Consider the following 25,605-nt stretch of genomic DNA (forward strand, 5'->3'; position numbering starts at 1 on the left):
GCAACCTCTTGGCGTCATGGCGACAGCCCTTCAAACACGTTTTACGCACCACCGAATGTGCAGTGTCGATTACTACCACCACCTGTATTGATCTGTCGAACTTGATATCTGAGCCGATGGAGCCCGCTCATGACCTTAAGAATCAATACTCGTTCTGCTACCCCGGTTGTACCTCTGGAAACAGGATCTTCGTCGCAGCCGGCAGTACCGTCTGTCACGGCAAGACCGACTGAGCCTCCGCCAGTCGCCAATCCTGCTGCACCTAAATCAGCGCCAGGTGTTCAGCAAGCTCACGGGCTGAAGACGCGCATCGCTGGCAAGCTTTCCGAGCGTCAGACCAATTTCAGTTTCGGTATTCCCGGCACCGGTCGTACTTTAAACCGGCCCTTGCGCAGCGGGATTCCGGAGGAAGGTGAGCACCTATCGAGCGAGGAGAAACACGATCCGTTGCTGAAAGAAGCGCATGAACTGCAGCGCATGGTCGATTCGGCGCTGACCCACCTGAAGGCGGCGCCAACGTCTCTCTGGGAGCGACCCGCCCCTTCAACGGTAAGGGGTATTACCACCAGGATTTTTCCGTGGCTAAAGCCTGCCCCGCTACGCGAGGTCGCCAGCAATGGCAGCAACGCCAAGACCAAGGCCGATAACTCACAGCAAAGCCCTGAAACCATCGCAGCGGCGGTGAAAGAGTTGAGCACCCGGCTGGATCATCAGAGCAAGGTGCTCGCCACAGCCACCCTCGCATTGGTCGCTGCGCGCGAGCATCTTGAATCGCTCGAACAGGCCACCCCACCCACGTCGACCGAACGACTGGACCATGCCAGGGCTCGCGTTCAACAGGCCGACTCCACCACCCGCCTGGCCAGCCAGCAACTTCGGGAGCTGATTCAGGGCACAGAGGTACTGCAACTGGGCGCGCTGAGTGAGGGGCAGGATCAGGTTAAACAGAAAGCCGAGTTCTCTCAGCAGTGGCTGGGCGAGTTGCGCACACGCATGCAGGCGCTGGATGTCCGTTTCGCCGACCGGCACGCTGCCATCGAAATCGAACTGCAACTCAAGGTGGCAGAGACTCGTGAGCTGATTTCACTCGATCACGACATGACCGCGGCCGAGCACACGGCCGCGCACGCCAATATGCAGCTTTCTGCGTTGCGCGCCCAGCGACAGGAGACGCCCGAAGGGTCAGACGAAGCCGACAGGCTGGACACCGCCATTGGACAGACGCTTGCAACGCGTTCACAGGCCATGCAAACACATCAGCAACTGGCAAAAAGACTGGTGCGGGTCGATGCCGATGTTGCGCGCCTGAACGACGAGCTGGGCGAGATTCATCAGCGAATCGCGATCGTCAATGACGAGCGCTTTGCACTCAAGACACTTGATCAGAAACTGCCCGCATCAGACCAGGTCACCACGCCTGCAGAGGGCGAGGCCCAAGAACGAATCGATAAAACCGCTCTCAAGAACGTCCGCGAGCAGTACCTCGCCAGTCAGATCAGTCAAGCGCACGCTTTTGCAGCAACCGGTGCGGATGAAATTCAAGCGGCCCTGCAACGTATCGGCGATCGCCTGCAAGGCACGCCGCCACCCACATCGCTGCCAGCTTTCGCGGTTATCGAGGTAATAACGTCGGCGCTGGCAGACGTGACGGGCAATGACGCCACACGTGCCAACCGTGTGCTCGACGTACTGAGCCAACACCCACTGGAACATTGGCCACGCGTTGCCGAAGAAATGTCGAAGTCGGTCAGGACCCGCAGCGCCACAAACAACAGCATTCAGCAGGACACGCTCAACCTCTGTCGAAAACTGGCAACTGTGCCGCGTGGCATGGAAATGCTGCAAGTGCTCTCCAGCGATGGCACTGCACCGATAGTGGCCGAGCGGGCCAAGCCTTTGCGCGTGTTCTGGAATGCCGATGAAGCGCAGCAGAAAGAGCCCGACGGCAAGGTCAAGGCATGGCTGCAAACCGCCAAACAGGTGGCGCGCAGCAAGCTGGATGGAGACGAGAAGTCGTTCGACGATGTTGATCACGCCGCCTTCAACGCGGTTCGTAACGGTTATTTCAGCAACGCTCCCGGCACGCCCTATGCGCAGCATGACCAGCGCCTGAAAAAAGCGACGATGGAATGGGTCATGCGCGCCGTGGCGGCCAATACCCCGGAGCAAGCAACAGCAACTGCCCCAGCGAAAAGCTCGTTACCACGCCGCCTGGTCCCCACGCTGAACAAAACACCCTTTGCTAAATCGACGCTGGATCGGGCCTACTCGGTGGGCGAAAGCATGGGCCTGCAATCGCCCAGAAAGCAGGTTGATCAGGTGATTTCTGCGCGTATCAGTATGCTGGAAGAAACCCTGAAAAACGCCAAGGGTGCACCAGGACTGCAACTTGAAATCTCGGCCGCCCACGCCATGCTCGATCACCTCAAATCTCTGGAAAAGAAAGGCACTCACCTGTCGCAGGTGACGCTTAAAAATCGCGATGGCAAATCGATGCAAAGCCTGCTCAAGGCCCGCGTTCAACAGCAGCGGCTATCACAGATATGGGATAAGCCAGACGCGAACGGCAAGCGCGCAGTCAACGTACTGCACAAAGCTCAGCACATCGAACTGCCGCCGCTGTACAGCGAACTGGCGAACAGCAAGCTGTCGGTCTACGAGGCAATCAATCGCGTCGATGAGCACCTGCGCGAGATATTGCCGCCAGCGCTGCAACCTGCTCAGTCTGTTGAAGAGGTGCTTGATCAGGACTTGAACGCGGCGATAAAACTGCTGAAAACCCGGCATTTGAGCGAGAAAAGCGACATTGTGACGTTTTTCAAGCCGTTCATTCTTGAAAGCCGCCTGCGCGACCGGCTGCGGCTGGGCGGCGGAGGCACGCTGGGCGTAGGCTTGCCGTCGCTCCCCTACAGCTTGATATCGCCCATCGTGTCACCGATCTTTTCGGCAGAGAAATCTCGCAGTGACGAAGCGTTTGCCCAGCTGTTCATGCCGATTCTGGGAATGGAAATGTCCTTTGGCAAAGCACGAACCGAAGCCGCCGAGGTCACCATCGGTGTGGCGGCGGGAAGCGCGGTTGCAGAGGGTGTGGGGATACAGGCTGCGCTCACTGGCCGCTTTACCGCTCAGGAAACCCAAACCAGCTCGACCCTCATGCGCTTTTTCCGCACCCGTCACAAGGACGATGAAATGCGCGGCAACATGCTGACCGCGCTGGACAGCATGGTCCGCTGGGACATCATCGACCCGCAAAAGGGCCAGCGCTACGCCGGGCCGCTGGAAGCCATACTGGCGCGTAACCCGGAGGTCTCTGTCAGCCAGATAGATGCGACGTCCAGCACCCGCAACGTCGCGGCGCGTATGGCATTGCGCGTCCCGGCGGTACGTTTCAAGGATGGCGCAAGCGATGCCTCTCAAACCCTGACGCCGGAACCTTCGGTCTACGTCGAAGCGGATCGAATCAAGGAAACACGTACGGAAACCGGCGGATTCATCAGCGTTGTCGGCGCCAAGGGTGACACTGCTCAGCAACGGGCGGGGGTCACCGCCAACCTGAACTTCGCGCCGATTGCCAGCTCGGCCACGTCAGCAAAAAAAGGTGCCAACCATGGGGTTCAGGGTCAGGGGCTGGGTTTGCAACTGGGCATGTCCCGAGACCTGGCCTGGGCGCTGGAAAAGAACGAAATATCGCCCTTCCTGATTGGCGACAAACAGGACGCCGATCTGGACCGGCACTACTCCACGCCGCGCGACATGCAGGCCGAAATCACCGCCAACCGCGATCTGTGGTTGATGCGTTGCATCGAAACACTGGAGCCGGATGAGACAGGCAACAAAAACACCCCCGACAACCGCCTGCGCGCGGCTATACACCTTGACGCTTTCGAGGCGACAATCAAACGTCTGGGCAAGGACAGCAAGTATTGCCAGTACAACGTCAATTACTCGATGAAGGGCCGGGCAGGCGCCGAAATAGACGGCTATCGCGGCATTCAGGCTGTGGCTTTGCAGCGCGGAGATGTGCAGGCAGCGGAAAAGGCCCAGCAGGCCATTGACGATATTTTGCTGACCAAAGAAACCTGGCGACCACTGGTGTTGATCGTTCGTGAACGGGCACGGGACTCAACCGTTGTCGGCTGGCGTAACCTGCTGCGTTGGCAGAAGCTCTCCAATATCGACGGTCAGCGCACTGCAGCGCAGTTTCCGCCGCCGTGAAAACGGGGATCGACACGCTGGTCATTCAACTGCACGACTAACGCGTCAATTCATTCCCAGCTCACGCTTTACCAGCTTCACCAGCTGCTTGGTGTTAAGCGGCTTGAGCAGGAAGTCCACCACGTTCAAGTGCATGGCATCGATGGCATCGCGCACGTTGGCATCGCCGGAGACGATAATGATCGGCAGTTCGGCGCGATCCGACTCCCTTACCTTGCGGATCAGGTCCAGCCCGTCGAAAGGTGCCATGCGCAAATCGGTAATCAGCAGTCCGATGGACTGACGCGTCTGGATCATTTCGAGCGCGCTGTCGCCACCGGGTGCGGTCATGCAACTGATGTCATTGAGGCTCAGAATTTCGGCCAGCAGCTCGCGCGCGTCGCTGTCGTCATCGACGATCAGAACTCGTTGCGGTGCGTCACGGGCGGGCGTGAGCATGACCTCATGGAGGGCATTGCGCTCTTCATCGCTCAAAATGTCGTGGTCAATCATTGCAGTCTCATCATTCCCTGAACTAATCCGACAGCAGATATGGATAAATCTGCGATGCATTTCGTCGGCATCCTGGCCAGTCTCCGCTCGCAATCCATTGCGTTCGTCAAATCAGTTACGCCGCAGCAGGCACGGCACTGTCACTCGGTTCAAGCGTAAGACTTACGTCCAATGGGCACCTGGCTGCAAGCGGCCGACCATGAGCACCAATAACAAGAACGCGGAACAGGCCATGAGCAAGGCAGATGCTTTCACCCAGGCAGGCAAGACAGCCGTGCTACAGAACATACACGGCACCATGCAGTTTCTGCAAAAATTCCCGCCTTTCAACCAGATGGAAAACGCGCATCTGGCGTACCTCGTAGAGCAGTGTCAGCTCCGGTTCTATGCTGCGGATGAAAGCATCATCAAGCCTGGCGATGGCCCGGTAGAGCACTTTTACATCGTCAAGCAGGGGCGAATCGTCGGTGAACGTCCGCATTCTGCCAAAGGCGGCACAGAAACAACATTTGAAATTACCACTGGCGAGTGTTTTCCACTTGCGGCCCTGCTGGGCGAGCGTGCCACTCGCACTGAACACCTGGCTGCAGAAGACACCTTCTGCCTGCAATTGAACAAGCAGGCGTTCATCAAGCTATTCGCGCTTTCCACAACGTTTCGCGACTTTGCCCTGCGCGGCGTCAGCAGCCTGCTGGATCAGGTCAATCAGCAGGTCCAGCAGCGCGCCGCTGAAACCCTGGGCACGCAGTATTCCCTGAATACACGTCTGGGCGAACTGGCCATGCGTCACCCGGTGATGTGCAGCCCTGAAACACCCATGCGCGACGCGGTGAAACTGATGCATGAACAGCAGGTAGGCAGCATCGTGATTGTCGACGAGCAGCAGGCCCCGCTGGGGATTTTTACCCTGCGCGACCTGCGTGAGGCAGTTGCCGATGTGAATGCCGATTTCAGCGCGCCGGTCAGACACACCATGAGCCTGTCGCCGTTCCATCTGAGCCCGGACGCCAGCGCATTTGACGCGGCCATCGCCATGACCGGACGTCACATCGCCCACGTGTGCCTGGTCAGAGACGGGCGATTGTGTGGCGTGGTATCGGAGCGCGATTTGTTTTCCTTGCAACGGGTCGACCTGGTCCACCTGGCGCGGACCATCCGCAATGCGCCGCGTATCGAGGCGCTCGCCGGTTTGAGGGGCGATATCGTCCAGTTGGTCGACCGCATGCTGGCCCATGGTGCCTCTTCGACCCAGATAACCCAGATCATTACCCTGCTCAATGACCACACCGTGTGCCGCGTGATCGAGCTGACGCTTGCAGAAAATGGCGACCCCGGCATTGCATTCAGCTGGCTGTGCTTTGGCAGCGAAGGCCGTCGCGAGCAGACGCTGCATACCGATCAGGACAACGGCATTCTGTTTGAAGCCAGCGATGCGGCGGAGGCAGAGCAGATCCGCACGTTATTGTTGCCGATTGCCGAGCGTATCAATCAGAGCCTGGCACAGTGCGGTTTTACCCTGTGCAAGGGCAACATCATGGCCGGCAACCCCGACCTGTGCCTGTCCCGGCTCGAGTGGTCACAGCGCTTTGCAGCCTTTATCCGCGAGGCAACTCCGGAGAACCTGCTGGCATCGAGTATCTATTTCGATCTGCGCGTGGTCTGGGGCGATGAGAGCGGCGGCGAGCAACTGCGCCGCGGCATTCTTGATCAGGTAGCAGACAACAAGCTGTTCCAGCGCATGATGGCCGAGAACGCACTGCGCCAAAGGCCGCCGGTGGGCCGCTTCAAGGATTTCGTCCTGGCGCGCAAAGGCAGCGAAAAAGACACCCTGGACCTCAAGACCGAAGGCCTGACGCCCTTTGTCGACGGTGCGCGCCTGCTGGCGCTTGCCAATGGTGTCGGCGTCAACAATACCCAGGAACGCCTGCGCCAACTGGTCGAACGTGAAGTCATCGACCCCCTGGATGGCGCTGCGTATGAAGAGGCGTACCACTTCATTCAGCAGACCCGCATGCAGCAACATCAATTGCAAAGCCGCCAGAACCTTCCTTACTCCAACCGCATCGACCCTGACACGCTCAACCATCTGGACAGACGCATTCTGCGCGAATCGTTTCGCCAGGCGCAGCGACTGCAAACCAGCCTGACCCTGCGTTATCAACTATGAACCTGTTCGAATGGCTCAAGCCGCGCGCGAAAAAGACACCCTTGCAAGCGCATCAACTGGATCGCCTCAAAAAGCTGCCGGTCTGCGCGCCCCTCAGCGACAAGCCGTTGCGCCAACAGCGCTGGGTCGTGCTGGACCTTGAAACCAGCGGCTTGAACATGAACCGCGATCAAGTGCTGTCCATCGGTGCGGTCGTAATTGAAGACGGTGCCATCGATCTGGGTCAACAGTTCGAGCGTACGCTGTTGCGCGTCGACCACAAGGTCAGCCCGGCCGTGCTTATTCATGGTTTGGCGCCCAGTGCGATTGCCGCGGGCAGCGAGCCGGCCGAGGCGTTGCTGGATTTCATGGAGTTCGTCGGCGAAAGCCCGATTCTGGGTTTTCATGCGCCGTTCGATCAGCACATGCTGTCGCGCGCACTGAAAGAAAGCCTGGACTACCGCTTGCGGCATCCGTTTTTCGATGCCGCAGAAATAGCCCCGATGCTCTGTGAACAAGCCAACCTGCGTCACGCAGGGCTGGACGACTGGACGCAGTTTTTTGGCCTGCATGCCGAAGAGCGTCACAACGCCAGCGCTGATGCACTGGTCACCGCAGAGCTGGCGCTGATCCTGTTCAGCCACGCCCGTCGTCAGCAGATCGACAGCCCGCGGCTACTGGAGGAGCGACTCGGGCAATGGCGCAGACGCAAGCAATCGCACTCGTTTTGACTGCGACCTGCACTTAGCTCTGGGAAATGGTCTTGGCGATCACATCCACCGTCGCGTCGACCTGCTCGCGGTAACGCTTAAGCTCGACCTTGTGCAATTGCTCAAGCTCGATTTGCTGCGAACAGAGGTTCAGCGCAGCCAGAACCAGCAGACGGTCACCGATCAACGTCGGGTATTTGCGCTTGGTGTCGGCCAGCGACGCATTGAGCATCGCCGCGGCCTTCATAAGGGTCAGGTCTTCACCGGCAGGGGCTTTGACCGAGTACTCATTACCCAGAATGGTGAGAACGGTTACACCGTTGCCATCGACGTTCATGCGCCAACAGCGCTTGCGCTGGTCGCGCGATCAACCAGTGCCTGGATACGGGCGGCGGTGCTGCCCTGCTTCTCTTCCTGCTCCATCAGGCTCAGTTGCAAGTTCTCGTTCTCGTCCTTGGCTTTTGCCAGCTCGGCACCGAGCTGTGCATTTGTGTCTTGAAGGGCCTGGTTCTGTTGCACCAGATCACCGACAAGTTGTTCCAATTGGCTAAGGGAGGCTTCCAACATTTTGATTTCTCGAGCAAATTTCAACGGGCGCGTACGATAAAGAAAAGTCGCTGCGCATGCCAGCGCTCAGGCTTTGATACTGATCTGTCATGACGTTGACATGTCCATAACGTAGACGCGTAGGGGGCTTGTGACTACGTATTCGGAATCCGGTTCCTGCTGTTCGTCAGACCGCCCCGAACTGCGACAAATGCGCACAGCCAATGGGCAAACTGACATCACCCTACCCCCCCTCAACCCAGCCTTTTCAAGGGTTTGCGCGAATGTCAGCCATATCCAAAGATAACCGTCAGTAATAAGTCGTCAATATTTAGTGCCTACTGACTCAAGACGTTAGTCGCATGACCGATAGGCAGCCATTCACTGCATTCCCTTCACCGTTAAATCGCATGGATTGCGTACCTGACCCTGGAAGCTTTCTATGTCCCTGCGAAATATGAACATCGCGCCCCGAGCGTTTCTTGGATTTGCCATGATCGGCACACTCATGTTGGTTCTGGGTGTATTTGCACTGTCTCAGATGAGCAAGATCCGTGGCGCCACTGAAGTGCTGGCCGACAACAATGTGCCGAGCATCAAGAGCCTTGACCGATTCGCTGAAGTCAGCATTCGTTTGCGCGTTCTGTCCTATCGATTGCTGGTCAACCGCGACCCGGAAACCCAGCAGAAAACCATCGAGTTGATGGCGATGCGCAACAAGCAGATCACTGACGCTCAGGCGATTTACGAGAAGCTCATCAGCGATCCCGACGAGCGCAATCTTTACAGCCAGTACGTACAACTGCTGGGACAATATCGCCAGCTTGAAGAGCGCCTGAAGACTCTGACTCGCGCCAACAAGATCGATGAATTGCAGGGCCTGCTCAATAACGAAATGCTCAACAACTCCGACCAGATGAATGTTGTGCTCAGCAAACTGGTGGAGTTCAACACGGCTCAGTTGAACCAGGTGAAGAAGGATGCGTCCAGCGAGTACGATTCGGCATTCAATCTGGTCATCGGACTGTTGATCGCTGCCACCCTGCTGACCATCGTGTTTGCCTGGATGCTGATCAAAAGTATTACCACGCCGATTGCCACGGCTCTGCATGCAGCGGAAACCATCGCACAAGGCAACCTGACCCGGCCGATCCAGATCGACGGTACCGATGAAGCCGGTCGTTTGCTGCTGGCCATGAAAACCATGCAGGACAAGCTGCGCGATACGTTGCAGGGAATTTCCGGTTCGGCCACGCAACTGGCCTCGGCTGCTGAAGAGCTCAATGCTGTCACCGACGAAAGCGCACGCGGGCTGGTGCAGCAGAACAACGAAATCGAGCAGGCTGCAACCGCGGTCAACGAGATGACCAGCGCCGTGGAAGAAGTCGCGCGCAATGCCGTCAGCACGTCACAAGCGTCTCGCAATGCTGCGACATCTGCTGGCGACGGTCGTGATCTGGTTCAGGAAACCGTCAGCGCCATCGAACGCATGAGCGGCGATGTGAAAGGTACGGCTGAACTGATCATCAACCTGGCCAGTGAATCGCGTGATATCGGTAAGGTGCTGGACGTGATTCGCGGCCTGGCAGACCAGACCAATCTGCTCGCCCTCAACGCCGCCATCGAGGCTGCACGCGCTGGTGAAGCCGGGCGTGGCTTTGCTGTAGTCGCCGACGAAGTCCGCGCCCTGGCGCACCGCACGCAGCAATCGACCAGTGAAATCGAACGCATGATCGGTAGCATTCAGAGCGGTACGGAGCAGGCAGTGAGTTCGATGCGCAACAGCACCGAACGCGCCGAATCGACGTTGAACATCGCCAAAGGCGCGGGCTTGGCGCTGAACACCATCAACGTTGCAGTCGAAGAGATCAACGAACGCAACATGGTCATCGCCAGTGCTGCCGAAGAGCAGGCGCAAGTCGCTCGCGAAGTGGACCGCAACCTGGTCAACATCCGCGACCTGTCTGCACAATCCACCACCGGCGCCAATCAAACCAGCGCGGCCAGCACCGAGCTATCCCGCCTGGCCGTGGACCTCAACAGCATGGTGTCGCGCTTCGCACTGTAAACACACGAAAACTCAACTGGCGTGCCGGCGCTCCGCGTCAGTACGCCGTTCTGGACGCTCCGCGTCCTCTTGCGACGCAGAGCGTCGCGAACTGCATACCACGCTGGATCCCGACTATCGTGCGACGCTCCGCGTCGCATGCCTTTCCGGACGCTCCGCGTCCTCTTGTGGCGTAGGGCGACTAAAGCCTCACACTCGCAAACGTCGATTCATTACGCGCCTGACTCAACGCCGACATCGGTCCGGACAATGGGGCGAGCACCATTGCCTGCGGGATCGGCATCATGGCGACCTGTTGCGCGGTGTTGGAACCCACGCGCTCGTCACGCGGCGGAATGCCGAAGTATTCGCGGTAGCATTTGGAGAAGTGTGGCGTCGATACGAAGCCGCACACCGACGCCACTTCGATGATCGACATCGGTGTCTGCTTGAGCAGTTGCCGAGCGCGGATCAGGCGCAGTTTCAGGTAGTAGCGCGACGGCGAGCAGTGCAGGTATTTCTGGAACAGTCGCTCTAGCTGCCTGCGCGACACGGCGACGTACACCGCCAGCTCGTCAAGGTCGATCGGCTCTTCAAGATTGGCCTCCATCAACGCCACAATTTCCTGCAGCTTTGGCTGATTGGTACCCAGCATGTGCTTGAGCGGCACGCGCTGATGATCCTGTTCGTTGCGAATGCGTTCGTAGACGAACATCTCGGAAATCGCGGCCGACAACTCACGACCATGATCGCGGCTGATCAGGTGCAGCATCATGTCCAATGGCGCCGTGCCACCCGAGCTGGTGAAGCGGTTACGGTCCAGGGTGAACAGCCGGGTGCTCATCGACACGCGTGGAAAGGCTTCCTGCATTGAAGCCAGACACTCCCAATGCACACTGCAATCGAAGCCATCCAGCAAGCCGGCACACGCCAGCGCCCAACTGCCGGTGCACACCGCGCCGAGGCGACGTGACTGACGTGCCTGGCTCTGCAGCCAGCTCACGTGTTCACGCGTCACGGTGCGCTGAATGCCGACACCACCACAGACGATGACGGTATCGAGTGCCGGAGCCTTGTGCATGGCGGCATCCGGTGTGATCTGCAAACCGTCACTGGCCCACACCTGACCGCCGTCCACGCTCAGCGTGGTCCAGCGATACAACTCGCGGCCCGATAGCTGGTTAGCCATACGAAGAGGTTCTACCGCCGATGCGAGGGAGATCAGGGTGAAGTTATCCAGCAGCAGAAAGCCGATGGATTGTGGCGCGCGGTTCTGAGGTTGGGCCCCTTGATTGAACGATGTCATCACACTATCTCCTCACATATGGCATTGGTTGGCCCCAGGACAGGCTCTTCTTATAGCCCTCTTCATTGATGGGCTTTGTGATGACATCGCAAATCCCATGCCGGAAATTGATCAGCCATTCAACAACACCTGAAAACGACGTCGCGAAGTGTCTATCCAGCAGCGACCCGAGTGTCTGTTTGCGACGCCAAGGCGCGCTGGCCGCACTCTTGATGAGCAATTCGGTAGCACACCGGGAAACGTCATGGGGCTAGACGTGCCCCAAGTGCTACTCAAGGCACGCCCTGAAAAATCAGGTCGTCAGCGGGTTTTCGCGCTAAAAGGTGGCGGCCATCGAGGCGTGTGATCAAAAACCGCGCAGCCGCTAAAAAGTGCGGACAGACCTGACGACACGACCGCACGGGCTGACCCGATAATGAACTTGTCGGCGTTACTCCCCTCCAAAAGACCGCGTTCGCGCAGGCACCGACCTGCCAACCGACCGCTGCCGACCTGCGCAGCGACTGTGTAACGTACTGGCCGTTTTTCAGCAGTCCCAACACTGCAACCGGGCGTGTGTACGATGCAACGAATCTGTAAGCGACCTTGCGCGCACTGGATACGACGCCTCCTGCACTGGATACGACGCCCCCTGTAGGCGTTTGATTTTCCCTGTTACATGATCGGTTCCGACTCGATCGCCCGGCGCAGTGATGGAGCTTCGCGAAAAGCCTCGCCAACCCATAAGCCGCGTCAGCGTTCACCTGCTGATGACTAGAAGAAACTCACAGGAGTCCACCCATGAAAGGTTCCAAATCGTTGCTGTTGGCCGCTACGCTCTGTATGCCGGTGCTTGCTCAGGCAGCCGAGCCAGAGGCCTGTCATACGGTCAACTTCTCCGACGTAGGCTGGACCGATATCACCGTTACCACTGCGGTCACCAGCGCCGTACTCGAGTCCCTGGGTTACACGACCAAGACCACCATGATTTCCGTACCGGTGACCTACAAGTCGCTGGCCGACGGCAAGAACATGGACGTGTTCCTCGGCAACTGGATGCCGACCATGGAAAACGACATCAAGCCGTATCGCGAAGCCGGGACTGTCGAAACCGTGCGTGCCAACCTGGAGAACGCCAAGTACACCCTGGCAGTGCCTCAGGCGCTCTACGACAAAGGCCTGCATGACTTCGCCGACATCGCCAAATTCAAGAAGGAACTGGGCGGCAAGATCTACGGCATCGAGCCCGGCAATGATGGCAATCGCCTGATCCAGAGCATGATCGACAAGAACGCCTTCGGCCTCAAGGACGCAGGTTTCAAGGTTGTAGAGTCCAGCGAAGCCGCAATGCTTTCGCAGGTTGACCGCGCCGTGAAACGCAAAAACGACGTCGTGTTCCTCGGCTGGGAACCGCATCCAATGAACACGCGTTTCAAGATGAAATATCTGACTGGCGGTGATGACTTCTTCGGCCCCAACTATGGCCAGGCGACCATCTACACCAACACCCGCAAAGGCTACAGTCAGGAATGCAGCAACGTAGGTCAGTTGCTCAAGAACCTGTCCTTCACACTGGACATGGAAAGCACCCTGATGGGCAACGTCCTGGACGACAAAATGAAGCCTGATGCCGCCGCCAAGGCGTGGATCAAGAAAAACCCGCAAGTACTCGACACCTGGCTCGCCGGCGTGACCACCGTCGATGGCAAGCCAGGCCTGGAGGCAGCCAAAGCCAAGTTGACCCAGTAAGCCGACAGCAGGCGGGGCTGACCCGCCTGCTGCCCTCTTCACCTTCCGCAAGCGGACACCCGAAATCATGCTGACTGACCATAAAATCCCTCTGGGCGAGTACATCGCCGCATTTGTCGATTGGTTGACGGCCAACGGCGCCGACTACTTCGACGCGATTGCCTCGACACTGGAAATGATGATCCACGGGTTCACTTTCGCGCTGACCTGGTTCAATCCATTCGTACTGATCGGCCTTATCGCCGCCCTCGCGCATTTCATCCAGCGCAAGTGGGGCCTGACGGTTTTCGTCATCCTTTCGTTTCTGCTGATCCTCAACCTGCATTACTGGCAGGAAACCATGGAAACCCTGGCGCAGGTGCTCTTCGCCACGCTGGTGTGTGTCGTCATCGGCGTGCCGCTGGGCATCATTGCCGCGCACAAGCCGCTGTTCTACACCATCATCCGGCCATTGCTCGATCTGATGCAGACTGTTCCCACGTTCGTCTATCTGATCCCGACCCTTACGCTATTCGGTCTGGGCGTAGTGCCCGGCCTGATCTCGACCGTGGTCTTCGCCATTGCTGCACCGATTCGCCTGACGTATCTGGGCATCCGCGATGTACCCCAGGAATTGCTGGACGCCGGCAAGGCCTTCGGCTCGTCGCGCCGCCAGTTGCTGACCCGCATCGAACTGCCCTACGCCATGCCCAGCATCGCTGCCGGGATCACCCAGTGCATCATGCTGTCGTTGTCGATGGTGGTGATTGCCGCGCTGGTCGGTGCCGATGGTCTGGGCAAACCCGTGGTCAACGCACTGAACACAGCCGATATCGCGCTCGGCTTCGAAGCCGGTCTGGCAATCGTATTGCTGGCCATAATGCTCGACCGTATCTGCAAACAACCCGAAGCCAAGGTAGGGTCTGACGCATGAGTATCATCAAATTCGACAAGGTAGACGTCATCTTCTCCAAGGACCCGCGTGAAGCCCTCAAGCTGCTGGACGAAGGCCTCACGCGTGACCAGATTCTGAAAAAAACCGGGCAGATCGTCGGCGTCGAGAACGCCAGTCTGGACATCGAGAAAGGCGAAATCTGCGTGTTGATGGGCTTGTCCGGCTCGGGTAAATCCAGCCTGCTGCGCTGCATCAACGGCCTCAATACCGTCAGCCGTGGCTCGTTGTTCGTCGAGCATGAAGGCTCGCAGATCAACATCGCCAACTGCAGCGCGGCCGAGCTGAAAATGATGCGCACCAAACGCATCGCGATGGTCTTTCAGAAGTTCGCCCTGATGCCCTGGCTGACAGTACGCGAGAACATCAGCTTCGGCCTGGAAATGCAGGGTCGCCCGGAAAAGGAACGACGCAAGCTGGTCGATGAAAAGCTCGAGCTGGTGGGCCTGACCCAGTGGCGCAACAAGAAGCCGGACGAGCTGTCCGGTGGCATGCAGCAGCGAGTGGGGCTGGCCCGTGCACTGGCAATGGATGCCGATATTCTGCTGATGGACGAACCGTTCTCGGCGCTTGACCCGCTCATCCGCCAAGGCTTGCAGGACGAACTGCTGGCCCTGCAAAGCAAGCTGAGCAAGACCATCGTCTTCGTCAGCCACGATCTGGATGAAGCCCTGAAGCTCGGCAGCCGGATCGCCATCATGAAAGACGGCCGCATCGTGCAATACAGCGTGCCAGAGCAGATCGTGCTCAATCCGGCAGACGAATACGTGCGCACCTTCGTTGCACACACCAACCCACTGAACGTGCTGTGTGGTCGCAGCCTGATGCGCACGGTCGATGAGTGCACGCACGTCAACGATTCGGTGTGCCTGGACCCGAGCGGCGACTCATGGCTCGACCTGGCCGAAGGCAATGTGATCAAGGGCGCACGGCAAGGTGCTACGCCCCTCGATCTGCAGAACTGGACCCCCGGCCAGGACGTCGGCACCCTCGACCGTCGCCCTACCCTGGTGCACTCCAACATCGGCATGCGCGACGCATTGCAGATCCGCTACCAGACCGGCAACAAGCTGGTCCTGCAGGACGGCAACAAAGTGGTCGGCATTCTCGGGGATACCGAGCTGTATCACGCACTGCTGGGCAAAAACCACGGCTAAGGCCTGAAAATTAAAGTCTGAAACCGACAAGCCCGCTTCCCTGTGCTGGAATCACTCCAGCCGGGAGCGGGCTTTTTCGTTTGCGGCCTCGTCACCGCGCAACGCCTCTTCTGCTATTTCCGTTCCCTTGGCCCCCATGTCGTAAACGCACCTTTGTGTGGCGTCCATAGGCATTTGGCGACTTCGGTCCGGCCCTACCATCGCTCTCAGAGGGCTCTGTTCGGCCCTAACGACAAGTCAGGCGCCGCGCCGCCGCTGGGAGATCCGCGATGTTCAGCAAGCAAGACCAGATCCAGGGTTATGACGACGCACTGTTGTCGGCAATGAACGCCGAGGAGCAGCGTCAGGAAGACCATATCGAGCTGATCGCCTCGGAGAACTACACCAGCAAACGCGTGATGCAGGCGCAGGGCAGCGGCCTGACCAACAAGTACGCAGAGGGCTACCCTGGCAAGCGTTACTACGGCGGCTGCGAGCACGTCGACAAGGTCGAGCAACTGGCCATCGAGCGCGCCAAACAGCTGTTCGGGGCCGATTATGCCAACGTCCAGCCACACTCCGGCAGCCAGGCCAACGCAGCGGTCTATCTGGCGTTGCTGCAAGCAGGCGACACTGTATTGGGCATGAGCCTGGCGCACGGCGGTCATCTGACCCACGGTGCCAAGGTCAGCTTCTCGGGCAAACTCTACAACGCCGTGCAGTACGGCATCGACACCACCACCGGGCTGATCGATTACGACGAAGTCGAACGCATCGCCGTCGAATGCCAGCCGAAAATGATCATTGCCGGTTTCTCGGCCTACTCGAAGACGCTGGATTTTCCGCGCTTCCGTGAAATCGCCGACAAGGTAGGTGCCTACCTGTTCGTCGACATGGCGCACGTTGCAGGTCTGGTGGCTGCCGGTCTCTATCCGAACCCGCTGCCGTATGCCGATGTGGTCACCACCACCACGCACAAGACACTGCGTGGCCCACGCGGCGGCCTGATTCTCGCCAAGGCCAACGAAGAGCTGGAGAAGAAATTCAATTCCGCCGTCTTCCCCGGCGGTCAGGGCGGCCCGCTGATGCACGTTATCGCCGCCAAGGCCGTGTGCTTCAAGGAAGCGATGGAGCCAGGTTTCAAGGCTTATCAACAGCAGGTCATCGACAACGCACAAGCGATGGCGCAGGTATTCATCGACCGCGGCTTCGATGTGGTTTCAGGCGGGACCGACAACCATTTGTTTCTGGTCAGCCTGATTCGTCAGGGCCTGACCGGCAAGGACGCCGACGCGGCACTGGGCCGTGCGCACATCACCGTCAACAAGAACTCGGTGCCCAACGACCCGCAGTCGCCGTTCGTGACCTCCGGTCTGCGCATAGGCACGCCGGCCGTCACCACCCGCGGCTTCAAGGTGACCCAATGCGTCGAGCTGGCGGGCTGGATCTGCGACATTCTCGATAACCTCGGTGATGCCGATGTCGAGGCCAACGTCGCCAGCCAGGTAGCAGCCTTGTGCGCCGATTTCCCGGTTTATCGCTGAGTCAGGAGTAGCCTTACATGCAGCATTACTCAGGCTTCGGCCTTCTCAAGCATTCCCTCAGCCATCACGAAAACTGGCAGCGCATGTGGCGCACGCCGACCCCGAAAAAGGTCTACGACGTGGTCATCGTCGGCGGTGGCGGGCACGGTCTGGCGACTGCCTACTATCTGGCCAAGGAGCACGGCATCACCAATGTGGCCGTGGTCGAGAAAGGCTGGCTGGGCGGCGGCAACACCGCACGTAACACCACCATCGTGCGCTCCAACTACCTGTGGGACGAGTCGGCCCACCTTTATGAGCACGCGATGAAACTGTGGGAAGGCCTGTCCCAGGACCTGAACTACAACGTCATGTTTTCCCAGCGCGGCGTCTACAACCTGTGCCACACCTTGCAGGACATGCGCGACTCCGAGCGGCGTGTCAGCGCCAACCGCCTGAACGGTGTAGATGGCGAACTGCTCAACGGCAAGCAGGTCGCTGAGGAAATCCCATACCTGGACTGCTCGAAAAACACCCGCTACCCGATCATCGGCGCAACCGTTCAGCGCCGTGGCGGCGTAGCTCGTCACGACGCAGTGGCCTGGGGCTTTGCGCGTGCCGCCGACGCCTTGGGCGTGGACCTTATCCAGCAGACCGAAGTCATCGGCTTTCGCAAGGAAAACGGCGTGTGCATCGGCGTCGAAACCAACAAGGGTTTCATCGGTGCCAAACGTGTCGGCGTGGTAACCGCCGGTAACTCCGGGCACATGGCCAAACTGGCGGGCTTTCGTCTGCCGATCGAATCACATCCTTTGCAGGCACTGGTCTCCGAGCCGATCAAGCCGATTATCGACAGTGTCATCATGTCCAACGCCGTGCACGGCTACATCAGCCAGTCCGACAAGGGCGACCTGGTGATCGGTGCCGGTATCGACAGCTGGGTCGGTTACGGCCAGCGTGGCTCTTACCCGGTGATCGAACACACTATTCAGGCCATCGTTGAGATGTTTCCAGTGCTGTCGCGTGTGCGCATGAACCGCCAGTGGGGCGGCATCGTCGACACCACGCCGGACGCCTGCCCGATCATTTCCAAGACGCCGGTGCCGAACATGTTCTTCAACTGCGGCTGGGGCACAGGCGGCTTCAAGGCCACGCCGGGCTCGGGCAACGTGTTTGCCGCCAGTCTGGCCAAAGGCGAGATGCACCCGCTGGCCAAACCGTTCTCCATCGACCGTTTCCACAACGGCGCGCTCATCGACGAACACGGCGCTGCAGCCGTAGCCCACTAACAGGAGAACCCGACCATGCTGCATATCTTCTGTCCTCACTGTGGCGAACTGCGCTCCGAAGAGGAATTCCACCCGTCCGGCCAGGCGCATATTCCACGCCCGCTGGACCCAGGTGCCTGCACCGATGAGCAATGGGGCGACTACATGTTCTTTCGCGATAACCCGCGCGGCCTGCACCACGAGCTGTGGATACACGCTGCCGGTTGCCGCCAGTACTTCAACATGACGCGCAATACCGTGACCTACGAGATTCTCGAAACCTATCCGATTGGTACGAAGCCGCAGTTCACGGATCAGGGAGACAAGGTATGAGCCAGACCCAGCGCCTGCCCAACGGCGGCCGTATCAATCGCAGCAAGGTGCTCAACTTCACCTTCAACGGCCAGACCTATCAGGGCTTTGAAGGCGACTCGCTGGCCTCTGCCCTGCTGGCCAATGGCGTCGATATCATCGGCCGCAGTTTCAAATACTCCCGCCCGCGCGGCATCTTCGCAGCGGGTTCGGAAGAGCCAAACGCCGTGTTGCAGATCGGCGCGACCGAAGCGACGCAAATCCCCAACGTGCGCGCCACGCAACAAGCGCTCTATGCAGGACTGGTCGCCACCAGCACCAACGGCTGGCCAAGCGTGAACACCGACGTCATGGGCATTTTGGGCAAGGTCGGTGGCAAGCTGATGCCACCGGGCTTCTACTACAAAACCTTCATGTACCCGCAATCGTTCTGGATGACTTACGAAAAGTACATCCGCAAGGCTGCGGGCCTGGGGCGCTCGCCGACCGAGAACGATCCGGACAGCTATGACGCGATGAACCAGCACTGTGACGTGCTGATCGTAGGCGCTGGCCCTGCCGGCCTGGCCGCCGCGCTGGCTGCGGGCCGCAGTGGTGCCCGAGTGATCGTTGCGGATGAACAGGAGGAGTTCGGCGGCAGTCTGCTCGACAGCCGTGAAAGTCTCGATGGCAAACCCGCTGCCGAATGGGTGGCTACGGTGGTCGCCGAGCTGAAAAGCCTGCGCAACGTGACACTGCTGCCGCGCGCCACGGTCAACGGCTACCACGATCACAATTTCCTGACCATTCACGAACGTCTGACCGATCACCTCGGTGATCGCGCGCCCATCGGCATGGTTCGCCAACGCATGCACCGGGTACGCGCCAAGCGCGTGGTGCTGGCTGCCGGTACTCATGAGCGCCCGCTGGTTTACGGCAACAACGATGTGCCGGGCAACATGCTGGCCGGCGCCGTTTCGACCTATGTCCGGCGTTACGGCGTAGCACCGGGTAAAAAACTGGTGCTGTCCACCAACAACGACCATGCCTACCGCGTTGCGCTGGACTGGCTCGACGCCAGCCTGCAAGTGGTTGCGATTGCCGATGCGCGGCACAACCCGCGCGGCCCGCTGGTTGAGGAAGCCCGCGCCAAAGGCATTCGCATTCTGACCGGCAGCGCAGTGATTGAAGCGCGTGGCAGCAAACGCGTGACAGCTGCCCGCGTCGCCGCAATCGACGTCAAGACGCACGCAGTCACCAGCCCCGGCGAATGGCTTGATTGCGATCTGGTGGCCAGCTCCGGCGGCTACAGCCCGATTGTGCACCTGGCCTCGCACTTGGGTGGCAAGCCGGTATGGCGTGAGGACATCCTCGGGTTTGTACCGGGCGAAGCACCGCAGAAACGTATCTGCGTAGGCGGCGTCAACGGCGTCTACAGTCTGGCTGACAGCCTGGCCGATGGCTTCGAAGGTGGCGTGCGCGCGGCCAGCGAAGCAGGCTTCAAGGTGGTCGAAGGCGTGATGCCCAAAGCCCTCAGTCGCGCCGAAGAACCGACACTGGCGCTGTTTCAGGTGCCGCACGAGAAAGGCACCGCTCGGGCCCCCAAGCAATTCGTCGACCTGCAGAACGACGTGACCGCTGCCGCCATCGAGCTGGCGACCCGTGAAGGTTTCGAGTCGGTCGAGCACGTAAAACGCTACACCGCACTGGGTTTCGGTACTGATCAGGGCAAGCTGGGCAACGTCAACGGTCTGGCCATCGCCGCCCGTTCACTGAACGTGTCGATCCCGGAAATGGGCACCACCATGTTCCGTCCCAACTACACGCCGGTCACGTTCGGCGCGATAGCCGGGCGTCATTGCAAGCACATCTTCGAACCGGTGCGTTTCACCGCACTGCACGCCTGGCATGTCAAAAACGGTGCCGAGTTCGAGGATGTCGGTCAGTGGAAACGCCCGTGGTACTTCCCGAAAAACGGTGAAGACCTGCCCGCAGCCGTCGCTCGCGAATGCAAGGCTGTGCGTGACAGTGTGGGTCTGCTGGACGCTTCTACGCTGGGCAAGATCGACATTCAAGGCCCGGATGCCCGCGAATTCCTCAACCGCATCTACACCAACGCGTGGACCAAACTGGACGTGGGCAAGGCTCGCTACGGCCTGATGTGCAAGGAAGACGGCATGGTCTTCGATGATGGCGTGACTGCCTGCCTCGCCGACAACCACTTCCTGATGACTACCACCACAGGCGGCGCTGCACGCGTCCTGCAATGGCTGGAAATCTATCAGCAGACCGAATGGCCGGACCTGAAAGTGTATTTCACCTCAGTGACCGATCACTGGGCGACGCTGACGCTGTCCGGCCCCAACAGCCGCAAGCTGCTCAGCGAAGTCACCGATATCGATCTGGGCCGTGAAGCCTTCCCGTTCATGACCTGGAAGGAAGGTCTGGTCGCCGGTGTGCCAGCTCGCGTATTCCGTATCTCGTTTACCGGTGAGCTGTCCTACGAGGTCAACATTCAGGCTGACTACGCCATGGGCGTTCTGGAAAAGATCGCCGAGGCAGGCAAACAGTACAACCTGACGCCTTACGGCACCGAGACCATGCACGTGCTGCGCGCAGAGAAGGGTTTCATCATCGTCGGTCAGGACACCGACGGCTCGATGACGCCCGACGACCTGAACATGGGCTGGTGTGTCGGCCGGACCAAGCCATTCTCGTGGATCGGCTGGCGCGGCATGAATCGCGAAGACTGTGTACGCGAACAGCGCAAGCAACTGGTCGGCCTCAAGCCTGTCGACCCGACCAAATGGCTACCAGAGGGCGCGCAACTGGTGTTCGATACCAAACAGACGATCCCGATGAGCATGGTTGGCCATGTGACTTCCAGCTATGCACACAACTCGCTGGGCTATTCGTTTGCGATGGGCGTGGTCAAAGGCGGCCTGGCGCGCATGGGAGAGCGGGTCTTCGCGCCTTTGGCAGACGGCAGCGTGATCGAAGCCGAGATCGTTTCCTCGGTGTTCTTCGATCCAAAGGGCGAGCGCCAGAATGTCGAGTAACACGCGGAGCGCCGATCATCAGCAGCAAACAGAATTCAAGGCAGGTGATTCATGACCACAGCGAACGTTTACCAGCAGCGCCCGACCACCGATGTCAAAGCCGAGTCGCCGCTGTTCCACGCAAACCTCGACAGCCTGATTGGCAAGGGGCGCGCCAGCCCCGGCGTGTTCCTGCGCGAGAAAAAGCTGCTGGGCCACCTGACGATTCGTGGCAATGCCCACGATCCGGCCTTCGCCGCAGGCGTACACAAGGCGCTTGGCATGGAGCTTCCCGCCGCACTGATGCTGGTCATCAGTGGCGAAAGCTCGCTGCAATGGCTTGGCCCGGATGAATGGCTGCTGATCGTGCCGAGCGGCGAAGAGTTCGCGGCAGAGCAAAAGCTGCGCGAGGCGCTGACCGGGTTGCATATCTCCATCGTCAACGTCAGTGGCGGCCAGTCGATCCTCGAACTGACCGGTCCGAAAGTGCGCCAGGTATTGATGAAGTCCACCAGCTACGACGTGCACCCGGACAACTTCCCGGTGGGCAAGGCCGTCGGCACCGTGTTCGCCAAATCACAACTGGTGATCCGCCGTACCGGTGAAGAAACCTGGGAGCTGCTGGTCCGCCGCAGCTTCTCGGATTACTGGTGGCTGTGGTTGCAGGATGCGAGTGCCGAGTACGGGCTGAGCATTCAGGCGTGAAGAGCCTGGAACCGGGGCTGAAACCGCAGCGTCGGTCTCAATGAAGACTCCAGAGGGAGAGGCCTGTGGGAGCGGACTTGTCCGCGAAGACGGTAGTCCAGACATTTCCGGTGAATGTACCGCCCCCTTCGCGAACAAGCGAAGCGTCGCCCGGTACGCTCCCACAAGATTTGTGTATAACGCGGAGCATTGGCACAAGAGTCAGCCGTATCTGTGGATAACGAACATTCAGGAGCTTTGATTCAATGAGCCGCGCGCCCGATACGTGGATTTTAACCGCCGACTGCCCCAGTGTACTGGGCACGGTAGATGCGGTGACCCGCTTCCTGTTCGAGCAGGGCTGCTACGTCACTGAGCACCACTCCTTCGATGATCGCCTGTCAGGGCGTTTCTTCATACGCGTGGAATTTCGTCAGCCCCAGGCTTTCGACGAACAGGCTTTCCGGGCCGGGCTGAGCGAACCAGGCGAAGCCTTCGGCATGATCTTCGAACTCACAGCACCCAACTACCGGCCAAAAGTGGTGATCATGATTTCAAAAGCCGATCACTGCCTGAACGATCTGCTCTATCGCCAGCGTATCAATCAACTGTCCATGGACGTGGTCGCGGTGGTGTCCAATCACCCGGATCTTGAGCCATTGGCTGGCTGGCACGGTATTCCGTACTACCATTTCCCTCTGGACCCGAACGACAAGCCTGCGCAGGAAGCGAAGGTCTGGCAGGTGATCGAAGAATCCGGCGCAGAGCTGGTGATTCTCGCCCGCTACATGCAGGTCCTTTCACCCGATTTGTGCCGCAAGCTGGACGGCAAGGCGATCAACATCCACCACTCGCTGCTGCCCGGTTTCAAGGGTGCCAAGCCTTACCATCAGGCTTACAACAAGGGTGTGAAACTGGTGGGTGCCACCGCGCATTACATCAACAACGATCTGGACGAAGGCCCGATCATTGCTCAAGGCGTGGAAGTGGTTGATCACAGCCACTATCCCGAAGACCTGATTGCCAAAGGTCGAGACATCGAAGGTCTGACACTGGCCCGCGCAGTGGGCTATCACATTGAACGGCGGGTGTTTCTCAACGCCAACAGGACGGTGGTTTTATAGCTGCAACTGCTTCTCTCTGCTCCACCACAATAAAAGCGAGGTGACATGTATGTCTGGTAATCGCGGTGTAGTGTATCTCGGCGCTGGCAAGGTCGAAGTGCAATCAATCCCCTTCCCGAAAATGGAAGACCCACGCGGCAAGCGCATCGAACACGGCGTGATTCTGCGCGTAGTCTCCACCAATATCTGCGGCTCGGACCAACACATGGTGCGTGGTCGCACGACGGCGCAAACCGGGTTGGTCCTGGGTCATGAAATCACCGGCGAGGTGCTGGAAGCCGGGCGCGACGTGGAACATCTGAAAGTCGGTGATCTGGTTTCTGTGCCGTTCAACGTGGCCTGCGGTCGCTGCCGCAGTTGCAAGGAACAGAACACTGGCGTCTGCCTGACGGTCAACCCGGCCCGCCCCGGCGGTGCATACGGCTACGTCGACATGGGCGACTGGGTCGGCGGTCAGGCTGAATACGTCCTGGTGCCTTACGCTGACTTCAACCTGCTCAAACTGCCAGACCGCGACGCGGCGATGGAGAAAATCCGCGACCTGACCTGCCTGTCCGACATACTGCCCACCGGCTACCACGGTGCAGTGACCGCAGGTGTGGGGCCTGGCAGCACGGTTTATGTGGCAGGCGCTGGCCCGGTCGGCCTGGCTGCGGCGGCGTCAGCACGCTTGTTGGGCGCGGCGGTGGTAATCGTCGGCGACGTCAACCCGAAACGCCTGGTCCACGCCAAGGCCCAAGGCTTCGAAATTGCTGACCTGTCCCTGGACACGCCACTGCACGAACAGATCGCTGCCCTGCTCGGCGAGCCTGAAGTGGATTGCGCCATCGACGCCGTAGGCTTCGAAGCACGCGGTCACGGCCATGCTGGCGCTCAGGCCGAAGCACCCGCCACCGTTCTCAACTCGTTGATGGGCGTGGTGCGCGTCGCAGGCAAGATCGGCATCCCCGGCCTGTACGTCACCGAAGACCCAGGTGCGGTAGACGCTGCCGCAAAAATGGGCAGCCTGAGCATTCGCCTCGGCCTGGGCTGGGCCAAATCCCACAGCTTCCACACCGGCCAGACCCCGGTCATGAAATACAACCGCCAGCTGATGCAGGCAATCATGTGGGACCGCATCAAGATCGCCGACATAGTGGGGGTCGAGGTGATCAGTCTGGATGAGGCTCCGCGGGGTTATGGCGAGTTTGATTCGGGGGTGCCGAAGAAGTTTGTGATTGATCCGCATGGGTTGTTTGGCGGGGCGTAGATCCATCTTCGATCTTTTAAAGCAGCGCACTTTATGCAGGTGCGCTGCTTCCTGAGAGCGCCAGTCGAATTTCCTTTCTAAAACCGCACGGCAATATTCACGGAAGACGTGGGATCTGACTGCCTGAAGTTAACACTTGCTGAAATACTGTAAGAATGATCTCTCCGCAACGTTTCCCCTCTTCTAATTACCTCCAAGGCACGTGCTTTAGAGCGTGAAAGTCTTGGGTACTCATAAATTGTGTCCATTGGCAGATCTCCAGTGAGCACCCGCTGGAATGGCGTTGCGGGAAGCTCGATACGCTTTGGACGGCGCACCACTCCGCTTGGGAGGTGGTAGATATTACGAGGTGCTATTGAGGACTTAGGGGCGGCCCATCTTGTATGCAGCCGCGCGTCGCTTGGTACCGCAGGTAAACGCCGTCGAGTTTTTAAATGAGCCGGCACATTTTCAGGTTGGGCCAGTTTATTGATGAAATCTGGAACAACTGCGGGCCCTTTGGCCCCTGAAACACCTCCTGTACGCGTTAAACCCGAGGAGGTTGGGATGCCAGGCACAAGAACGCTATGGCGGTGCTCAGTGACTTTTTTCGCAGCGACCAAAGCTTGTCTATTTCGGAATATCAGTGCCAGTATTCGAGCATTAACGTGCCCCGTCGGATCAACCCGATTAACCGGATCCCCCCCACAGTACCCATACGCATTCACCCCACCCTCACCAAACGGGCTCAGACTGTCCGGGCTGTTGAACCTCATCAACACCGGGTTAAACGCCCGATACCCATTCCCCAGCAAATAGTGCCCCGTCACCGGGTCAACCCGCTGGCCAGTAAAGCCCGGCAGGCTTGCGCGGCCTGAAGGATAACGATGTCCGTAAGGCGTGTAGGCAAACTCCAACCCCTGAGCGGCAATCACTGACTGCTGTTGATCCGTCGCCAACAACGTGCCGTCGCGCTGATTATTTTCTGCACTCAGGCACGCCAGCAAATGCTCATCCGTGCGCATAAGAGTGTGCTGGACCTGCCCCTGAATCTGCGTAGCCAAGAGTGTCTTCTGATAAAAAAGGCAAGTGCTGCCCTGCCCCGCGGCCGAACAATCGGCCAGGCGATCCAATGGATCGTAGCGATAAACACAGAGCACGGATTGCCCAGACGAAGCCATGGCTTCACTCC

Annotated in this window: 19 protein-coding genes and 1 pseudogene; 15 read left to right on the forward strand and 5 right to left on the reverse strand. The window is 59.2% G+C overall.

Going from position 1 to position 25,605, the window contains the following annotated elements; genetic code table 11:
- Nucleotides 1–477: 477 nt before the first annotated feature.
- Nucleotides 478–4,215: a type III effector gene (locus RYB66_RS16875; RefSeq protein WP_316895006.1), complete on the forward strand. Its 3,738-nt coding sequence runs from the start codon at nt 478–480 to the stop codon at nt 4,213–4,215.
- A 45-nt stretch (nt 4,216–4,260) separates the two neighbouring features.
- On the opposite strand, the gene RYB66_RS16880 is transcribed toward RYB66_RS16875, so the two are convergent.
- Nucleotides 4,261–4,707: a response regulator gene (locus RYB66_RS16880; protein ID WP_002555590.1), complete on the reverse strand. Its 447-nt coding sequence runs from the start codon at nt 4,705–4,707 to the stop codon at nt 4,261–4,263.
- A gap of 232 nt (nt 4,708–4,939) precedes the next feature.
- On the opposite strand from RYB66_RS16880, the gene RYB66_RS16885 reads away from it, so the two are divergent.
- Nucleotides 4,940–6,874: a putative nucleotidyltransferase substrate binding domain-containing protein gene (locus tag RYB66_RS16885; RefSeq protein ID WP_005735054.1), complete on the forward strand. Its 1,935-nt coding sequence runs from the start codon at nt 4,940–4,942 to the stop codon at nt 6,872–6,874.
- Complete coding sequence (locus RYB66_RS16890) at nt 6,871–7,584, forward strand: 3'-5' exonuclease (protein WP_316889677.1); 714 nt, start codon at nt 6,871–6,873, stop codon at nt 7,582–7,584. The genes RYB66_RS16885 and RYB66_RS16890 overlap by 4 nt, the downstream gene beginning before the upstream one ends.
- Before the next feature lie 13 nt (nt 7,585–7,597).
- Here the strand turns inward: RYB66_RS16890 and RYB66_RS16895 are convergent, their stop codons facing one another.
- Complete coding sequence (locus tag RYB66_RS16895; protein ID WP_005735052.1) at nt 7,598–7,900, reverse strand: cell division protein ZapA; 303 nt, start codon at nt 7,898–7,900, stop codon at nt 7,598–7,600.
- A complete protein-coding gene (locus RYB66_RS16900; protein ID WP_002555595.1) occupies nt 7,897–8,130 on the reverse strand; it encodes a hypothetical protein in 234 nt (77 codons plus the stop codon). The genes RYB66_RS16895 and RYB66_RS16900 overlap by 4 nt, the downstream gene beginning before the upstream one ends.
- A 487-nt stretch (nt 8,131–8,617) precedes the next feature.
- On the opposite strand from RYB66_RS16900, the pseudogene RYB66_RS26675 reads away from it, so the two are divergent.
- Both RYB66_RS26675 and RYB66_RS16905 read left to right on the forward strand, forming a co-directional pair.
- A pseudogene (locus RYB66_RS26675) lies at nt 8,618–9,046 on the forward strand (MCP four helix bundle domain-containing protein); the annotation flags it as partial.
- Complete coding sequence (locus RYB66_RS16905; RefSeq protein ID WP_410041768.1) at nt 9,047–10,177, forward strand: methyl-accepting chemotaxis protein; 1,131 nt, start codon at nt 9,047–9,049, stop codon at nt 10,175–10,177.
- 181 nt (nt 10,178–10,358) lie between these two features.
- Here RYB66_RS16905 and RYB66_RS16910 read toward each other — a convergent pair whose 3' ends face one another.
- Nucleotides 10,359–11,462, reverse strand: coding sequence for a GlxA family transcriptional regulator (locus RYB66_RS16910; protein WP_002555597.1), 1,104 nt, complete (start codon nt 11,460–11,462; stop codon nt 10,359–10,361).
- A 780-nt stretch (nt 11,463–12,242) separates the two neighbouring features.
- Here RYB66_RS16910 and RYB66_RS16915 point away from each other — a divergent pair.
- From RYB66_RS16915 to fdhA, 10 genes are all read left to right on the forward strand, one after another.
- Entirely contained in the window at nt 12,243–13,190 is a 948-nt protein-coding gene (locus RYB66_RS16915) for a choline ABC transporter substrate-binding protein (RefSeq protein ID WP_002555598.1), read from the forward strand.
- Nucleotides 13,191–13,254: 64 nt separating this feature from the next.
- Nucleotides 13,255–14,103, forward strand: coding sequence for a choline ABC transporter permease subunit (gene choW, locus RYB66_RS16920; protein ID WP_170846044.1), 849 nt, complete (start codon nt 13,255–13,257; stop codon nt 14,101–14,103).
- Complete coding sequence (choV, locus tag RYB66_RS16925; RefSeq protein WP_002555600.1) at nt 14,100–15,278, forward strand: choline ABC transporter ATP-binding protein; 1,179 nt, start codon at nt 14,100–14,102, stop codon at nt 15,276–15,278. The genes choW and choV overlap by 4 nt, the downstream gene beginning before the upstream one ends.
- A 269-nt stretch (nt 15,279–15,547) precedes the next feature.
- The gene (gene glyA, locus RYB66_RS16930) at nt 15,548–16,801 is read left to right on the forward strand and encodes a serine hydroxymethyltransferase (protein WP_004655925.1); all 1,254 of its coding nucleotides are present in this window, start codon (nt 15,548–15,550) and stop codon (nt 16,799–16,801) included.
- A 17-nt stretch (nt 16,802–16,818) separates the two neighbouring features.
- Nucleotides 16,819–18,069, forward strand: a complete 1,251-nt coding sequence (locus RYB66_RS16935; RefSeq protein WP_002555602.1) for a sarcosine oxidase subunit beta family protein — start codon at nt 16,819–16,821, stop codon at nt 18,067–18,069.
- Between the two features lie 15 nt (nt 18,070–18,084).
- Nucleotides 18,085–18,381 (forward strand): sarcosine oxidase subunit delta, encoded by a 297-nt coding sequence (locus tag RYB66_RS16940; RefSeq protein ID WP_002555603.1) that lies wholly within the window; start codon nt 18,085–18,087, stop codon nt 18,379–18,381.
- Entirely contained in the window at nt 18,378–21,398 is a 3,021-nt protein-coding gene (locus RYB66_RS16945) for a sarcosine oxidase subunit alpha (RefSeq protein ID WP_002555604.1), read from the forward strand. The genes RYB66_RS16940 and RYB66_RS16945 overlap by 4 nt, the downstream gene beginning before the upstream one ends.
- 51 nt (nt 21,399–21,449) lie before the next feature.
- Nucleotides 21,450–22,082, forward strand: a complete 633-nt coding sequence (locus RYB66_RS16950; protein ID WP_004655930.1) for a sarcosine oxidase subunit gamma — start codon at nt 21,450–21,452, stop codon at nt 22,080–22,082.
- Nucleotides 22,083–22,327: 245 nt separating this feature from the next.
- Entirely contained in the window at nt 22,328–23,185 is an 858-nt protein-coding gene (purU, locus tag RYB66_RS16955) for a formyltetrahydrofolate deformylase (protein ID WP_316894922.1), read from the forward strand.
- A 49-nt stretch (nt 23,186–23,234) separates the two neighbouring features.
- Nucleotides 23,235–24,434, forward strand: a complete 1,200-nt coding sequence (fdhA, locus tag RYB66_RS16960; RefSeq protein WP_316894923.1) for a formaldehyde dehydrogenase, glutathione-independent — start codon at nt 23,235–23,237, stop codon at nt 24,432–24,434.
- A gap of 77 nt (nt 24,435–24,511) precedes the next feature.
- Here the strand turns inward: fdhA and RYB66_RS16965 are convergent, their stop codons facing one another.
- Complete coding sequence (locus RYB66_RS16965; protein WP_316894924.1) at nt 24,512–25,594, reverse strand: RHS repeat-associated core domain-containing protein; 1,083 nt, start codon at nt 25,592–25,594, stop codon at nt 24,512–24,514.
- Nucleotides 25,595–25,605: the final 11 nt, after the last annotated feature.

This window comes from Pseudomonas syringae group sp. 243L2, from assembly GCF_032587875.1.
Classification (GTDB): Bacteria; Pseudomonadota; Gammaproteobacteria; order Pseudomonadales; family Pseudomonadaceae; genus Aquipseudomonas; species Aquipseudomonas amygdali.

Excerpts from the sequence above, each read along its gene's own strand:
- RYB66_RS16915 (WP_002555598.1), top strand. The coding sequence starts at position 12,243 with ATGAAAGGTTCCAAATCGTTGCTGTTGGCCGCTACGCTCTGTATGCCG.
- glyA (WP_004655925.1), top strand. The coding sequence starts at position 15,548 with ATGTTCAGCAAGCAAGACCAGATCCAGGGTTATGACGACGCACTGTTG.
- purU (WP_316894922.1), top strand. The coding sequence starts at position 22,328 with ATGAGCCGCGCGCCCGATACGTGGATTTTAACCGCCGACTGCCCCAGT.
- RYB66_RS16885 (WP_005735054.1), top strand. The coding sequence starts at position 4,940 with ATGAGCAAGGCAGATGCTTTCACCCAGGCAGGCAAGACAGCCGTGCTA.
- RYB66_RS16895 (WP_005735052.1), bottom strand. The coding sequence starts at position 7,900 with ATGAACGTCGATGGCAACGGTGTAACCGTTCTCACCATTCTGGGTAAT.
- RYB66_RS16910 (WP_002555597.1), bottom strand. The coding sequence starts at position 11,462 with ATGACATCGTTCAATCAAGGGGCCCAACCTCAGAACCGCGCGCCACAA.
- fdhA (WP_316894923.1), top strand. The coding sequence starts at position 23,235 with ATGTCTGGTAATCGCGGTGTAGTGTATCTCGGCGCTGGCAAGGTCGAA.
- RYB66_RS16890 (WP_316889677.1), top strand. The coding sequence starts at position 6,871 with ATGAACCTGTTCGAATGGCTCAAGCCGCGCGCGAAAAAGACACCCTTG.
- RYB66_RS16935 (WP_002555602.1), top strand. The coding sequence starts at position 16,819 with ATGCAGCATTACTCAGGCTTCGGCCTTCTCAAGCATTCCCTCAGCCAT.
- RYB66_RS16900 (WP_002555595.1), bottom strand. The coding sequence starts at position 8,130 with ATGTTGGAAGCCTCCCTTAGCCAATTGGAACAACTTGTCGGTGATCTG.
- RYB66_RS16880 (WP_002555590.1), bottom strand. The coding sequence starts at position 4,707 with ATGATTGACCACGACATTTTGAGCGATGAAGAGCGCAATGCCCTCCAT.
- choV (WP_002555600.1), top strand. The coding sequence starts at position 14,100 with ATGAGTATCATCAAATTCGACAAGGTAGACGTCATCTTCTCCAAGGAC.
- RYB66_RS16945 (WP_002555604.1), top strand. The coding sequence starts at position 18,378 with ATGAGCCAGACCCAGCGCCTGCCCAACGGCGGCCGTATCAATCGCAGC.
- RYB66_RS16940 (WP_002555603.1), top strand. The coding sequence starts at position 18,085 with ATGCTGCATATCTTCTGTCCTCACTGTGGCGAACTGCGCTCCGAAGAG.
- RYB66_RS16875 (WP_316895006.1), top strand. The coding sequence starts at position 478 with ATGGTCGATTCGGCGCTGACCCACCTGAAGGCGGCGCCAACGTCTCTC.
- RYB66_RS16950 (WP_004655930.1), top strand. The coding sequence starts at position 21,450 with ATGACCACAGCGAACGTTTACCAGCAGCGCCCGACCACCGATGTCAAA.
- RYB66_RS16965 (WP_316894924.1), bottom strand. The coding sequence starts at position 25,594 with ATGGCTTCGTCTGGGCAATCCGTGCTCTGTGTTTATCGCTACGATCCA.